The organism is Nitrosomonas sp. TNE100 (genome assembly GCF_055387135.1).
The window spans coordinates 1,262,282-1,277,774 of record NZ_AP040997.1 but is presented as its reverse complement, the minus strand read 5'-3'; the positions used below and the strand labels follow the sequence as shown (position 1 = coordinate 1,277,774).

12 protein-coding genes are annotated in these 15,493 nt (G+C 47.6%); 6 read left to right on the top strand and 6 right to left on the bottom strand.

All coding sequences use genetic code 11. The features are described 5' to 3' along the window. Nucleotides 1-4 precede the first annotated feature (4 nt). Genes ACZ5EJ_RS06150 through ACZ5EJ_RS06135 form a run of 4 tightly spaced genes read right to left on the bottom strand, consistent with a single transcriptional unit; the run spans nt 5 to nt 3,906 of the window. Entirely contained in the window at nt 5-1,114 is a 1,110-nt protein-coding gene (locus ACZ5EJ_RS06150; RefSeq protein WP_107818392.1) for an ABC transporter substrate-binding protein, read from the bottom strand. Then, complete coding sequence (locus ACZ5EJ_RS06145; protein WP_011634388.1) at nt 1,111-1,896, bottom strand: ABC transporter permease; 786 nt, start codon at nt 1,894-1,896, stop codon at nt 1,111-1,113. The genes ACZ5EJ_RS06150 and ACZ5EJ_RS06145 overlap by 4 nt, the downstream gene beginning before the upstream one ends. A 19-nt stretch (nt 1,897-1,915) precedes the next feature. Then, nucleotides 1,916-2,818, bottom strand: coding sequence for an ABC transporter permease (locus tag ACZ5EJ_RS06140; RefSeq protein ID WP_011634387.1), 903 nt, complete (start codon nt 2,816-2,818; stop codon nt 1,916-1,918). After that, nucleotides 2,815-3,906, bottom strand: a complete 1,092-nt coding sequence (locus ACZ5EJ_RS06135) for an ABC transporter ATP-binding protein (RefSeq protein ID WP_011634386.1) — start codon at nt 3,904-3,906, stop codon at nt 2,815-2,817. Before ACZ5EJ_RS06135 ends, ACZ5EJ_RS06140 begins: the two co-directional genes overlap by 4 nt. A gap of 437 nt (nt 3,907-4,343) precedes the next feature. On the opposite strand from ACZ5EJ_RS06135, the gene ACZ5EJ_RS06130 reads away from it, so the two are divergent. Together ACZ5EJ_RS06130 and ACZ5EJ_RS06125 are read left to right on the top strand one after the other, a co-directional pair. After that, a complete protein-coding gene (locus ACZ5EJ_RS06130) occupies nt 4,344-4,736 on the top strand; it encodes a hypothetical protein (protein WP_074455637.1) in 393 nt (130 codons plus the stop codon). 62 nt (nt 4,737-4,798) lie between these two features. After that, nucleotides 4,799-5,671: an alpha/beta fold hydrolase gene (locus ACZ5EJ_RS06125; RefSeq protein ID WP_240142213.1), complete on the top strand. Its 873-nt coding sequence runs from the start codon at nt 4,799-4,801 to the stop codon at nt 5,669-5,671. Nucleotides 5,672-5,779: 108 nt separating this feature from the next. On the opposite strand, the gene ACZ5EJ_RS06120 is transcribed toward ACZ5EJ_RS06125, so the two are convergent. Further along, nucleotides 5,780-7,717: a GMC family oxidoreductase gene (locus ACZ5EJ_RS06120; protein ID WP_218117868.1), complete on the bottom strand. Its 1,938-nt coding sequence runs from the start codon at nt 7,715-7,717 to the stop codon at nt 5,780-5,782. Nucleotides 7,718-7,817: 100 nt separating this feature from the next. Further along, a complete protein-coding gene (locus ACZ5EJ_RS06115; RefSeq protein WP_074455639.1) occupies nt 7,818-10,487 on the bottom strand; it encodes a c-type cytochrome in 2,670 nt (889 codons plus the stop codon). Between the two features lie 375 nt (nt 10,488-10,862). Between ACZ5EJ_RS06115 and ACZ5EJ_RS06110 the strand changes: the two genes are divergently transcribed. Genes ACZ5EJ_RS06110 through ACZ5EJ_RS06095 form a run of 4 tightly spaced genes read left to right on the top strand, consistent with a single transcriptional unit; the run spans nt 10,863 to nt 15,410 of the window. Beyond that, complete coding sequence (locus ACZ5EJ_RS06110; protein WP_074455640.1) at nt 10,863-11,318, top strand: hypothetical protein; 456 nt, start codon at nt 10,863-10,865, stop codon at nt 11,316-11,318. Nucleotides 11,319-11,355: 37 nt separating this feature from the next. Then, nucleotides 11,356-12,660 (top strand): hypothetical protein, encoded by a 1,305-nt coding sequence (locus ACZ5EJ_RS06105; protein WP_074455641.1) that lies wholly within the window; start codon nt 11,356-11,358, stop codon nt 12,658-12,660. Nucleotides 12,661-12,672: 12 nt separating this feature from the next. Next, nucleotides 12,673-14,202 (top strand): Dyp-type peroxidase, encoded by a 1,530-nt coding sequence (locus ACZ5EJ_RS06100; protein WP_074455642.1) that lies wholly within the window; start codon nt 12,673-12,675, stop codon nt 14,200-14,202. Next, nucleotides 14,199-15,410, top strand: coding sequence for a catalase family protein (locus ACZ5EJ_RS06095; RefSeq protein ID WP_083331308.1), 1,212 nt, complete (start codon nt 14,199-14,201; stop codon nt 15,408-15,410). The genes ACZ5EJ_RS06100 and ACZ5EJ_RS06095 overlap by 4 nt, the downstream gene beginning before the upstream one ends. Nucleotides 15,411-15,493 lie beyond the last annotated feature (83 nt).

The window sequence follows — 15,493 nt, the reverse complement described above, 5'->3', positions numbered from 1 at the left end:
GCTTTCACCTCAGTTTGATTTCTGTCCAGATTCGGCTGAGCAGCCGGCGTTGTGTGTGATTGATATCATGCAGCATTTCCAGTCGGGACAGTTGTGCTGTATCCGGGAAAATAGCATGATTGGCGATAATTTCAGGATGGATATAGGGCCGAGCAGCCAGATTGGGGTTGCCGGAACCGGTCAGGTTGGTCAGTTCAGCGGAGTTTTTACCTTCCAGCATGAAATTGATGAAGCGGTGGGCCAGATCAGGACGATGGCCACTGTGATGGAGCACCATGCTGTCGAGTGACAGCACTGCGCCTTCACGGGGAATGACAAAATCCACGCTAAAGCGGCGTCCGGTTTTTTTTGCATCCAGTGCAGCCTGATACATATCGTTTGAATAGCCGTGAGCCACCCACAGGTTACCAATTGCCAGTTCGCGGATATAGCTAGTGTTGCTGAAAGCGGCCCAGTAAGGTTTTGCCCGGATAATCAGTGCCTTTGCCTGCTGCCAGTGATTTTCATCAGTATCACTAGCGGAATAGCCCAGATATTTGAGTGCGGCTGCCATCAGTTCGCGCTGGCTGTCGAGTACGGTGATACGTCCCTTGATTTTTTTCAAATACTCAGGCTCGAAGATGATCGCCCAGCTATCGGCAGGCAGGTTTAGTTCGGCCAGTTTTTCACGGTTAAATCCTATTAATGTCGTGGTGTAGGCATAGGGGACAGAGTAGCGGTTATCCGGATCGAACACAGTTCCCAGATAGCTTGGATCAATATTCTTCAGATTGGGAATTTGTGATTTGTCCAGCGCGTTTAGTGCCCCTTGGTGAATCAGGGTGTCCATGGCATCACCGGTTGGAACGAGCAAGTCATAGCCGGTTGCACCAGCTGCCAGTTTGGCGAGCAATTCCTCGTTATCTGAGTAATAGTCCTGTGTCACCCGGCATTGACAGGTCTGCTCAAAACGCTCGATTGTTTGCTGGCTGATGTAGTTATTCCAGTTGAACAGTCTCAGAATATTGCCATTTTTGCCGGACAAATCACCCGCAACCTGATCTTCGGATGTGCAGCCGGTCAGCGCGATGATCAGCAGGCAAAAGAGACCCATCAGGGTGTAGCCGAGTTTCACGATTTCTTTTCCCCCTGCAAGATGCCGGAATCCAGACGATTAGCGATGATGATCAATACCAGTGTCAACAACATGAATAATGTAGAAATGGCGTTAACTTCGGGCGTAACAGCAATTTTGATCATGGTGTAGATCTGAATCGGCAGAATCGGTTCACCAATGCCTTTGGTGAAGAAAGTAATAACAAAATCATCAATTGACAGCGTAAACGACATGAGCGCCCCGGCGATGACTGCGGGCATGATCAGCGGCAGAGTAATCAGCCTGAAGGTTTGCCAGGGTGTTGCGCCCAGATCGCGGGCTGCTTCAAAAATACTGTCATCCATACCTTGCAGCCGAGCACGCACAATAATGGCGACGAAACCAACACAAAATGTTGTGTGGGCAATGATGATCGAAACCAGACCTAACGTCAGATTCAGTACTTGTAGAAAGAACAGCAGCAGCGAAACTCCCAGCAGGATTTCCGGCATGGCAATTGGTGCAAATGCAAGAAACGGCAATACCTTGATCCGGTAGCGATGAATGGCTAATCCCGCCATGGTTCCCAGTATGGTTGCAAGCAGACTGGCGCTGACAGCGATAATCAATGAATTACGCGCGGCCAGCAGCATTTCCTGGTTATTAAACAGCTTGTAGTACCAGTCCAGCGTAAAGCCGACCCATTCCGCATTCAGGCGGGAATCATTGAACGAGTAAACGACGACAATAACCAGTGGAATATAAAGAAAAATATAAACCAGACTGGCAGCAAGCCACAGGGTGAGATTGGTGTGTTTCATATCAGAACAGGAGATTTATTTACCTGGGTACACGAGGGCGAGCCAGTAGAGTGAATAATCCAGTCACACACAGCACGGCCAGCATGAGCATGATGGACAATGTGGAGCCGAACGGCCAGTCGCGTGTTCCCAGGAACTGATCCTTGATCAGGTTGCCGATCAGAATGTCACCGGTGCCGCCCAGAATATCCGGTATAGCGAACATGCCCAGCACCGGGATGAATACCAGTGCGGAGCCGGAGAAGACGCCCGGCAGTGACTGTGGCCAGGTGACCAGCCAGAAGCGCTGCCAGCGGTTTGCGCCTAGATCCTGTGCAGCATCGAGCAGCACCGGATCATGTTTTTCCAGATTGGTGTAGAGCGGCAAAATCATGAAGGGTAGGTGCACGTAAACGGTTCCGACCAATACTGCGAACGGAGAAAACAACATCATGACCGGCTCAAAGCCAAAGGCCTGGAGTACACTATTGATGAAATGGCTGAATGCTGATTCCGGCCCGAGAATAATCATCCAGGCATAGATGCGGATCAAAAAATTGCTGGCAAATGGCAGGACGACCAGCAATATCATCAGGTTGCGGTATTTTTTAGCGCTTTGGGCAATCAGCATGGCAACCGGATAGGCCATAATCAGACAGATCAGGGTGGAAGTTGTCGCAACCACAAAGGATTTCAGGAAAATTTCTGCGTACAGGATATCGCTAAAAAAGAAGTGGTAGGCTTCGAGCGTCATACCATACAAACCAGAATCCCCTTCTGCGGCAGTTGTCTCCGGCGCAGTCAACGGTGCCAGCCCGCCATATTCTCCAGGGAAGCGGAACGAAGTCACAATCATGATCAGGCTGGGCACCGCAAAGAATATCAGCAGAAACAGTGTCGGTGGCAGGCTGATCAACCAGCGTGTCAGGCGGAATTTGTTCATGGCCGATCCACCAGAAACTGTGCAGCTTCCTGTGGCCAGCTGACAATAACTGGATCATCCACTTCAAAGAAGCGTGCGCGTCCGGGTGAAGAATTTGCCAGCAGCGCTTCGATTTGAATGCCGCTGTCCAACTCGATGACATAGGTGGTGACGTCGCCTACATAGAGAAAGTCGAGCACTTTGCCAGTATGGGCATGGGGTATTTCTGCCTGCTTCGCCAGTGCGTGTACTGCTACCTGTTCCGGGCGAATAGCGATCACGCCCTGATCTCCTGCCTGTATCTCTTTTTTGGGTGGGAGGACGGTTGTTCCCAGTCCGTTAATTTCCAGCGTCATGGCCGTGTTGGAAATTTGCGTTACCCGGGCTTCCATCAGGTTGATCTTGCCGATGAAATCAGCAATGAAGCGGTTTGCCGGGGTTCCGTAAATGGCTGAAGGTGTGCCAATCTGTTCGATGTTTCCCAGATTCATCACTGCAATCCGTTGTGACAGCGCCAGCGCCTCATCCTGGGAATGGGTAACAAAAATGAAGGTGATGCCGACTTCTTTTTGCAAATTGATTAACTCCCGCTGCATATCTTCCCGTAGCTTTGCGTCCAGCGCGCCAAGCGGCTCATCCATCAGCAGCAGGCGCGGCCGGTTGATCAAGCCGCGCGCAAAGGCTACACGTTGTTTTTGTCCACCGGAGAGTTCATGCGGAAAGCGGTGGGTGAACCGGGAGAGCTGTACCTCTTCCAGTGCTTTCTCCATCCGTTTTTTGATTTCTGCTGGCGCCACCTTGGACATTTTCAGCGGGAAAGCCACATTATCTGCCACCGTCATGTGTGGAAACAGGGCATAGCTCTGAAAGACGGTATGAATAGGGCGCTTTTCGGGCGGTGTATTAGCAATATCCTGGCCATCGAGCAAAATCTGCCCGGAATCAGGGACATCGAATCCGGCAATCATGCGCAGCAGTGTTGTTTTTCCGCAACCGGAAGGGCCCAGCAGTGTGAAGAATTCACCTGCTTGAATCGACAGGCTAACGTTATCCACTGCCGTGAAATCGCCAAAGCGCCGAATAACATTGCGCAATTCAAGTAACGCCATGACTTTATTCCAAAAAGGCGAATTTTAACAAATTTGGTTCTGTCGGGTTAAAAGAACGCTGAGAAGTAACGGTGCGCACTTTCTTTACCCTTTTGCTGTCAGCATAAGTTGCATAGCAGCGTGGTGGCGGTCCAGTATTTTATATCCATTGGTTTGTATCGTACCTACCATGTTCCACTTACGGATAAAGAGCACGACCTCGCAAAGATAATACTATTCTGGCAGGGTGAGTAAAAAATGTTGGCGAAGTCGTCAGAGCAAGGTAAAAACAAATGAGCATTGGGGCCAGCCCCCAACGCAGGTGGTTTTTCATCTATCGAGGTGTCTATTTAAATTAGACCACTACAGACTACAGACAGACGCCAAGGTTGAATGGATCTGATGGCAACAACGGCCCTCTCTGGTAGAATTTTTTGCTGAGAGAGGAGAGAGTCAATATGGAAAAATTGGGGGGGCCTTTTGTTCTACTGGTAGCTTTATGGGGTGCTGTCAATACCACGTTAAGTTTCTTTCAAGTTATCAACGCCAGGCGCGACATAATCTTTGAGCTGATTGACAAATGTGGTTACTGCCTGCAACAAACGTTAGGTCCGGTAGAAATCTACCTGACCAACCTGCTGCCGCTGAGCATCGGAAACATTATCTTTCTCAGCTTGATCAGTTATGTCATCTTGTCCATTCCGGATCACATGAAGCTTGAAAATGAAGAAGAGGCCAAACGCTTGAAAACAGCGTGTAACGTAATTGCGATACTGCCTGTTTTTGGTGCGCTTACATTTTTTGCTGGCGGTGTATTTGATCTGGTCATGCTTATTCGTGCGCTGGGATGAGAGATTTTTTTTCAAAACTTGCACAATTACTGATGATTTTTAACTTCAGCGGTTGTGTTGTTATGGATAAGAATATTCCCGGTTGGGCGCAGTACCGTGATCCGGATAAAACGCATGAATTTCAGCTGGCATCCCGAAGCATCGGCTCCGGCGATCCGGTATTGCTTATTCATGGTTTCGGTGCAAGCAGCTATAGCTGGCGGCATATTATTGAACCGCTGGCACAAAAATACCGGGTCATTACTATTGATTTGAAAGGTTTTGGTGATTCACCCAAGCCACACGATGATGCCTATTCCGTTTATGAGCAGGCCAGGCTGGTCAGAAATTTCATCCTCGAAAATGATCTGAAGCATCTGCATATTATTGGGCATTCCTACGGGGGCGGGGTCGCACTGGTTACATCAGTTTATTTATCTGCGTCCAGTCCCGGTCTGCAAAAAAGCCTGGTACTGATCGATAGCATTGCTTATCCACAGGAACTACCCAGCTTTATAAAAATACTCGCAACCCCGGTGCTTGGCCCACTGGTCACGTATGGCCTTCCCAATACCTTTCAGGTGAAGGATCTTCTGCAGAAAGTATATTTCGATGATGCGCTGATTCCACAGGCTGCTATTAACTACTATGCCACTGACCTTGGCAAGCCGGGCGCAAAATATGCTTTACTTACGACTGCGCGGCAAATATTGCCCCCTGACTTGCAACAATTCGCGAACAACTATGCTGGCCTGACTGTCTCTACCTTGATTGTCTGGGGCAAAGAAGATGAGATTGTGCCGTTGGCCATCGGCAAACGTCTGCATGAAAATCTGCCTAATTCAAAACTCGTTATCCTGAATAATGTTGGTCACGCCGTTCAGGAAGAGAAACCATCACTACTGTTACCTTATCTATTTCATTTTCTTGCGGCCGAATCACAGGACAGAAAATAGAGTTAAGTAAAGTTTTATCCTCGTGAACAATAGCCCTGATCGTCACCAGATGTGGCTGGTAATACTCTCTGCTTTACTCGGTCCTGCTGCTGTACACATAAAAAAGCGTTACGTAGCGTTCATTCTTGCATCTTCAATAATGATTTCACTGGCTTTCTCGCTGATCATGTAAATAGCAGATACGATAAAAAAGCCGGGTATTTTGGGGAAGATTGAGGCATCAACGATGCGTAAATTAGTGGTTCCATACACGCGGAATCGGCTGTCAACAACTGCCATTTTATCGCTCTGTGGCCCCATTTTGCAGGTGCAGGAAGCATGATGCCCCCAGGCCTGATCTTTGATAAATTGCCTGATTTCATCGCGACTGCTGACGTTTGCTCCTGGCAGGATCTCTTCCTCAATCAGATCTCCGCAATATTCGAGGATATTGCGAACAGCTTCCACACCCTCTACTACTGAATCCAAATCCTTCTCGCTATCACCGCTGTCCGAATCTTCAGGGAAATAGTTGAAATTAATATCCGGCACATCGCGTGGATCGCTAGACCGCAAGGTGACATGACCTGTATTGCTTGCGTGCGCCTTGAGTATGGCCCAGGTAAAGATATTTTCCTGGCAGATATTGGAGCGATCATCATTTTTATGACACCGTGCATTGGGGTAGCGGCTGTTATCCCTGGTAATGTCATGAGCATAGCCAGGGTAGTATCCGCTAAAATTTCCGAGTAATCCGAAAATTAACAGATCCGGATCATCATCCCATTGTTTGAAAGAAGAACGCTTGATGAGAGCGACCGTTGCACCGTTCGTGGTGTACGGTCCTTTCCCCTGAAGCCACAGAGTGTATTGCGGATCAGGCTCTTCTCCAGGTTCAGGCGGGCGCAGTTTCATTCCTTTGATCAGAGGGATATTTTCTTTAAGTCTTGTTACCATCCCGATTTCATAACGATCCTGCAAATTTTTCCCTACACCAGGCAGCGCTACTTTTACTTCAATTCCATATTTTTCCAGTTCTTCTCGTGGACCAATTCCGGATAGCATGAGCAGTTGGGGAGTATTGAAAGCACCGGCAGCTACAATGATTTCGTGCTCTGCGCATGCTATTCTTATTTCGGAGACAACTGTTTCTTCGTGCCGGGGATCAGCCCGATATTGATGGGCACCCACACAATATTCCACACCGTAGGCCCGATTATGTTCATTGAGCAGAATACGCTGGACCAGTGCGTGCGTTCTTATTACCAGTTTGTCAGGACATTGTTCACGGACTTGCAGGATGTACTCTCTGGTACCCGCCCGCTTGCCGCGGTGTGTCGTGATTGGAATTTTGCATAGCCCTTCGGGGATTCTGCGAATCAAGCGCCAGTCATTGGGATCGAAACGAATAATGAATTTCAGAATTCCCAGGAAAAAACGTTTGAGTGGATGCATCATGCTTCTGGATTCTTCCACCGCAGAGAGTGTCAGTTTTGTTAGTACTTCATCTTTCCACAGCATCCATGGGCTGGCCTGGTTGGTGGGCAGCCAGCCTTCAAACCCATGGCGACTCCAAATTTTCCATCTTGGCACATATTCGCAGCGTTCCAGGCGCTGGAAGTACTTGTGCATATTTTTACTATGCCAGCTTGGATCATTCATCAGTTCCGCAATGTCATCCCAGTCACTATTGTGGGGATACATCAGAACCATGGCATTATGGGCAGTACACCCGCCAAGCGTGCCTGAGCGAGGGTAAAGTACGCCATTCTTTTCTTTGCTGAACTTACAATCCTGCTCTTGCCGGGCTTTGTCACCATAATGATGCACAAAGTAGTCCCAGCGAAGCGCTTCATTTTCAGAAGCGCGCGCATGAAATGCAGGAACCCTGTAATCACATGGCTCGTCATCTCCCCCAGCTTCCAGCAACAGCACACGAAACCCTTCCAGAGCCAGTTTGCAGGCAAGCGGCCCGCCTCCTGCACCAGAACCGATGACGATATAGTCAAACTTTTCGTCATTGCCACTATTGATCTGATTATTTTCCGGGTGGGCAGGCTTAATCACAAATCATCTCCTGAAGCAAAACCGGATTGAGCATCATGGCCTGTAAACTGAGAAGCACGACAGGTATTTCGCTGCATCCTGAAATACCTGTCGTACAGAATTACATGGTTTTAAGAAACTCGATCAAAGCATGTTTGTCACTGTCATCAAGCGCTGTTCTGCCTTCTTCTGCCGGCAGGTAGTCCGTGCCGAAATAATGCCCCCGGTTAACAACAAAGTCTGGGCATTTATTCACTGCCAATAAAGGATCTACTATACCGCTCAACATTTTGCGCAACTCTTCATCGGTAATACTTTCGGGATTTTCCTGTGCTTTCCATAAATCAAAGATATTCCACCCGATGGCGCTTACAAGATCCCATGAAAGGGAAAGTCGTTGCCCCCAGTTCATTTCCATATTGGTATTGGAAATCAGATTGACCGGAATGCCTGCAGGAAACGGACCAAGCTCCAATCCATCTCCTATGGGAAAGATACTGACATACCAGGGCAGATAACCTTTTGGTATCTTCAGCTCACTCCTTTCAGTCGTTCGATCAATAATTCCTGGTATTTCCTTGCCGGACTGAGTGAGGTAGGTTTTCCCCTCACAACTGTTTGTTGTTTCCGAGTCATATGCATAGGAGTCTTTCTCTTTTTCACTATGCTCGTAGTAATACAAATCTTTTTGATCACAATAGCGTTTCTCGGGCCAGAGCAGCTGCTCTATGCTGATCTGGAAGGATTTCATACGATCTTCTACTGAACCTGATGGATAAAACTTCCCTACCGTGTTATTCAGTAAAAAGGGGGCGGTAGACCAGATGCTTGTGAGAGAAGGTGGCCGGATATAACCACGCCCTCCGTCTGGCATGGCATAGACCACAGGTTCGCGTGTAACCGGATGGTGGATCAATACTTCTCCTACCGAAGGTAGTTGTTTATAGGAGGTTGAGGAAAAATTGTCCCAGGTATCTCCCTTGATGGCGTTGGTCGCTATCGACGCGCAGATATTGGTTTCCAGTAATGTAACCGGGATGCGCAACTCTGTGGACAGGAAATTTTCCTTGAGAAAATCTTCTTCCATTACCAGCTTTGTCATTTGCTCTTTGAATTCGGATGAGTTAGTCCAGTGCCAATATTCATTCCAGCAGTTCAGATAGTTGGGGCCGACGCAGCCGTTATCCGGGAAAAATTCAGATGCTTGTTCCGGTAGTTTGCTCGAATGACAAGCGGCACAATTCTCGGCAAACACCTGTTTACCACGCTCCAGGGTTTTTTCGTCATCAATCAGGTAATGCCCACCTCCAGGAACATCCTTCAAATGATCCGGTGGAGTTGCAGCCAGGAAGAACAAGGCGCCATCGAGTGTCTGCTGCTCGGTTGCTCGCCAATAGCTGGAATTTTGCTCGGCAATTTTAATTGGAAAGGGCGTGAACGGCTTACCGCCTACCAAAGGATTAATATGCTGCAGCCATTCCTCGCTGAACAGGCCGATATTAACAAATACGCGGTTCAAAGCACCCAGTGCACCAACTGAATCTGCACCATCTTTGAGCACACGCGGCGTTAGTACCGTGTCAGGATCTTTGAAAAAAGCCCTAAGCGGACTATCAGCTGGAATCTCCTTAAAATGATTGAATTGCTTGTTATTCCGCTCGCCGCTGTTCAGTTTTTCCTCGCCCCAGCGCAAAGCATTCAGCATCCGTGCAGGAAGGCTATAAACAGCATTCATGGTGCGCGGATTGTTAATATAGTCAGTAGAGATGAGTGAGGTATCCAACGCACCCGGGCGGTTGGTATGGAGATGCTGGTAAGCGAAACTGGTTTTATCGGCCTCATACGCAAACACTCGGTCAAACCAGAAATATTGTGCTCCGGGATTGGAATTAAGATTGGCCCACTGCGGATTTTCCGGATCTTTAGGCGGATTGGTCGGGTTGGGCCCTACGTGACAGAAACCACAGGCCATTCCGACCCGGTACGGTTTAACCAGTTTTGGATCATTGTAGTAATCGGGATCAGAATAATATTTCTCGGCATTCCAATGTTTCTTTGCAGCTTCATCGAAGTCGGGATTGGGGAATAAACGCAGACCGACAATGCCGGTCGCGTAGCCGTAATAAGATCCTACCGGTACGGTTTTTCCGCGCGCACCAATCTTAACACCTGGATATTTTTCCTCATTTTCAAAAGGATCAGCAGGGCAGTTAGAATCTCGTACATCCAGATACAAGCCAAAACGATCTTCTCGCCCAATCAGCTTACCTTGTGCATCAGTGTTTTTCATGAAGCACGGTTCATTGACCAGACCAAACCAGTTCCAACGGTTATCGCGACTGTACCCGGGTTTTTTCACAAGCCCGGGATGGTTTGACAGCACCTTTAACAGATCGAAGCTACCAAAGCTCTTCGCGTTCATGTAATCCCAGAACTTATCGTTACCACCTGTCCAGACGATCCAGTTGTTGCGGCCTTTAACGATAGATTGGACAGCTTGATCTGGATTCCGGGAGATACCGGGCACGAAAGGCTCAAGTGCAGCGACTACCTTATCAGGAATCTGACTGATTCCATAATCCATATCCTTGAAATAATCTTCATCCGCTCCCGGAAAACTCTCTGCAGATCTGTTTACACACTGTGCTTCATCCAGAACCGTTCCAGACTGGGCATGATTGCCCTTGATACAGTCGGCGGCAATTTTCAGGGATAAGTCATCTGAGCATCCTGCAAGCAATAAAACCAAGCTGATCCCAGTGAAATAAAGGATATTTCTACATGTTTTCATGATGATCTCCCGTTAAATTATTGATCAGGACGAGCTAAAGTTCCAAGCCCTTACTTACAGTATGCTTATTAATAATATATTCCTTTTTTTATTGAAGGTATTGCAGTATTTGGAATTAATTTTAATGAAAATCAGATGACAGATAGTTATTTGACATTATTTTATTCTGAGAATATTAAACAGTTGAATATTGGATAAACCAGGAATAAGCTTATTCAAAGTAAGGTTTTTGAGTTCGATACAGGTAGGTTTCTTTCCACAAAGAGCTTTCCACCTGATTTATCTGATGTGGTGGGCACATGCACTTGTCTCGGATCGCGTGTTGCCAAATGTTCGATTTATTTATTTTCGGGATAACCACGAGGAGTAACTAAAATGAATAACACGGTCAAGATTTGGTTGGGTAAATCACGTGAAGAGCTGGATGAAATTTATCGCCATGCCACGCCGGGAAATATTCCGGCAGGTGATGCACGTGGTACAGCAATTCTGGCAGGGTCCATCTTTTCAAAAACAGTAGCAGCCTTTGCACGTCTTCTTGCGTGGCAAGGCAAGGTGTTTGATTTATTTTGCCCGGGTGGTCAGGCAGGTGTTCTTGTCAACAAGATTACCCCCTTTGGTTTGACATTTATTGTTGCCAAGGTCTATCGCGACAAAAGCTGGCTCGACGGCAAAGACACCATCGTTATCGATTATTCCAAAACTTCATTTGTTGCCAAAGTGATTCGCGATGAAATTCGCGAGGTTGAGCCCGGTATTTATCTTGGAAAAGTATGGTGGGGTAAAACACGTGTCCTGGATTTTGCCCTGACACGAAGCGATACTCAGTAACCAGCCAGCCAACTGTTTATTCGGGACAGAAAAAACCATGACACCTCAATCTACCTTCATGATTACCGCAACGGTGCGCGTTGGTGAGTTGCAGAATCTGCGCGCCTTGCTGGCTTCGATGAATAAAATTCCGGGACACGCTGATCCCGATAACAACCTGGTTCCATTCGGGAAATTTGATCGTTTGCATTTTGCGCGGTTTGTGATCATAGAAGCAAAAACGCTTCAAGAAATTAAGGAGTTTGGTGTAAAACCACGGCCGTGGCGGCCCACTCTTGCTTTTCTTGGTGATATTGATGGGGATATGCATACTTTCCTGGCGGAGCTGGTGGAACACGCAGGATTGGGGCTGACAAAAATTTTCTCCCACTGTGACGATTTTTCCGAGGAAGATCAGAACCTGTTGGGATGGATGGAAACGTATAACATTCACCCCAGGGCTAATTATGTTAATTGGGTGGGTCGGACTGTCAGGCAAATACATGAAGATGCAGCGCTACATCACAGCCTTTCTGCTTGTTTACAGAAAATTGTTGCGGAGGTTGGACAGGAAAATATTCGTGCGCTACGGCAGAAACTTTTGTCGCATATTGAAATGGAAAAATATAAAGGCAGGCTTGTACTCTCTTCGCCAGAACTGACACCAAGTGAATGGAAAACTCGCAATCTGCTGCATAAAATCGGAGTGCCGCTGATCTTGATACTCTTTTCCCCGCTGTTATTGGTTATCGCTCCTTTCTTTGCGCTATGGTTAAGAAAGCGGGAACGCTCTGACCCTGAACTCTTTATCCGGCCAACTTATGACCATATCAAAGCACTTTCAGAGCAGGAAGATTGGGATGTCAGCAATCAATACAGTGTATTTGGTGATGTAAAGCCGGGGTTGTTCCGCCTGTTAACCTTCAAATTCATACTCCTGCTGACCGACTGGTTTGCCAGGCACATTTACAACCGTGGTTTTCTCGCACGCATCAAAACGATCCATTTCGCCCGCTGGGTATTCATGGACAATAATCATCGGGTTTTTTTTGCCAGTAATTACGATGGCAGCCACGAAAGCTATATGGATGATTTTATCAACAAAGTTGGCTGGGGATTAAATCTTACCTTTAGTAATGCGGTTGGCTACCCGACGACAAAATGGATGATTAAGGAAGGTGCACAGCGTGAGCACGCATTCAAATATACGCAACGGCGGCATCAAATACCGACGGAGGTCTGGTACAAGGCTTATCCGGGACTGACAGCCGTTGATCTGGCACGCAACAGCCGTATTCGGCAAGGTGTGGAAATTCGTCAATCCAATGATGCGGAAATCCGTGAATGGCTCAGTCTGATCTGAGGGAGGATGGGGATGAAAAAATCAAGTGATTTTGAATTTGATGATCTGCAGGGATTGCTGCGTTTTGGGTACGGGAAACTGACCGATACCTGTTTTATGCTGCTGAAAATCGCAGATGCGAACGCAGCCAAACAATGGCTGAGCATAGCACCGGTCAGCAGTGCCATTGCAAACCATCCATCGCCTGATACGGCATTGCAGATTGCTTTTTCTGTGCAAGGTTTACGTGCATTGGGAGTAAGTGAATCAATCATTGATGATTTCTCCGATGAGTTTATTTATGGCATGACCCGAAATGAAAATTGTTCGCGCCGGCTGGGTGATATCGGACGCAATGCACCAAGGTATTGGAAATGGGGGAGTAATGTGGCAGAGGTGCCGCACGTCCTGTTGCTGCTTTATGCCAGAGAGGGGGAGCTTGATGCCTGGAGAGCAACAGTGGAAGGCGAGTATTTTTCACAGGCATTTCAATTATTGAAACATTTACCCACCTCGGACATGGGGCGGATTGAGCCTTTTGGGTTTGAGGATGGTATCAGTCAGCCCGAAATTGACTGGGCAGATCGGCACAGCACGGATTCGCATGCAAATGATCGTTATACCAATTTACTGGCTGCCGGGGAGATGGCACTTGGCTATCCCAATGAATATGGACAATACACCGCACGACCACTGATCGATCCTCAGAATGATAAATTGGCAGCCAATTTGCCGGATGCAGAAGATAATCCTGCACTGAAGGATTTTGGCCGCAATGGAACGTATCTGGTGCTTCGGCAGCTGGGGCAGGATGTTCCCGGTTTCTGGCGATTCCTCAACAAAGTATCAGATTCTACGCCGGAAAAACGTGAGCAGCTTGCCGCATCAATGGTGGGTAGGGAACGAAATGGTACACCTTTGATTGCAGAGCACATTCCGGGGATTTCGCGCAAGGATCACGGCAACCATTTTACCTATGACCTGGATCCGAAAGGAAACCATTGTCCGGTTAGTGCCCATGTACGCAGGGCCAATCCCCGTACAGGCGATCTGCCGCCGGGTGCAACGGGTTTCAGCGTAATCGCTTTTATAGGTCGGTTGGTTAGAATCCTGGGGTTTGGGCAAAAACCGGAGGAAGATCTTGTTGCCTCTTCTCGTTTTCACCGCTTGTTGCGGCGAGGTCGCAGTTATGGCCCTGTTCTTGCACCGGAAGACGCTGTCAAACCGGATGCACCTGCTGCTGAACGCGGTCTGCAGTTTATTTGTTTGGTCGCCAACATAGGCCGGCAATTCGAATTTGTCCAAAATGCCTGGATCGTGAATAGTAAATTTGATGGTTTGCAAGAGGAGCCGGATCCTTTGTTGGGAAATCGTGAACCCCTAATGAATGGTGATAGTACCGATCATTTTAATCGTCCCACTCCATCCGGACCAGTGCAAAGAACTTGTCATTTGCCACAATTTACAACTGTACTGGGAGGTGGATATTTTTTTATGCCCGGACTGCGTGCACTCAAGTACATTTCAGCTTTACCTCCTAATGGAAATGGTGGCTCATCATGATAATGACGATCAAGAACCGGGTACTCAAGGCGATTCACAATTTTTTGATTCAGCTGTTACGCATTGAGCGTCGATTGGAACCTTGGTTTCGACCGCAGTGGGACTATCTTTTTCGCGAACCAGGTTCGAGAATTATTCAGTTCTTTGTTAACCGGCGACGGCACAAGAATGAAAATTTAAAGCTGGCGGAGGAAAGTTTTGATCCTGACGAAGAAAAAAGCCTAAATAAAATTATCGATCTGATGATGGATCAAATGCGCGGGCGCTTTAAACCGGGCGGCTATGAACGGGGAGGAAATACCAAAACACACGGTATTGTACGTGCCACCGTAACCATCCGGGATGATCTGCCGGAACATTGCCGTAAGGGTATTTTTGCTCATCCGCGCAGTTATCCGGCCTATATTCGCTATTCCGGACCTGGCCCGAATGTACCTGCTGATATTGATGATGTCGGGTTTATGAGCATGGCGGTGAAAATTATGGGGGTCCCGGGCGAGAAGCTGATGAGTGAAGAAAAACTGACGCAAGACTTCATTGCAACCAGCGGAGGGGCGACGTTTGTTACACCTAATACGCGAGAAAACGCCAAGCTGCAATACTGGAGCTTGGTGGATATGACGCTTTATTATTTTCTCAATCCGAAAGATTCTCACTTACTCGATTTTTTCATGCAGAGCCTGTGGACTGCCACTCAGTATAATCCGCTGGGACAACGCTACTGGAGCTGCACGCCTTATCTGCTGGGTGAGGGCCAGGCGATGATGTATTCGTTCGTGCCAAAAACAAAAAATGTTGAAAGACATATTCCCGGCTTGCCTTTTGGTACACCGCCGTTCAATTATTTGCGGGAGAACATGATCAAGACGCTCGATGAAAAAGAAGTTGAGTTTGATCTGATGATCCAGGTACAGACGGATCCTCATTTAATGCCCATTGAGGACAGTTCGGTTCGCTGGCCGGAAAAACTTTCTTCATTCATTCCTGCCGCCACCATCCATATTCCTAAACAGAAATTTGATTCGGATGCACAGTTCGAGTTTGCCAAACGGCTAAAAATGAATCCCTGGCATTGCCTTCCTGAACACAAGCCCCTGGGCAATATAAACCGGGCACGCTTTAGAATGTATTACGAATTATCCAGATTCCGCCAGGAAATGAATGAAACCACTCACCTTGAACCGACAGGAGATGAAGTATTTGATTGATTCTATATTCCATCACCAAACTGTTTAGGCGGAACAAATAATGACTGATATGTAAACCAGTTCTGGTTTATGTTGGCCAGATC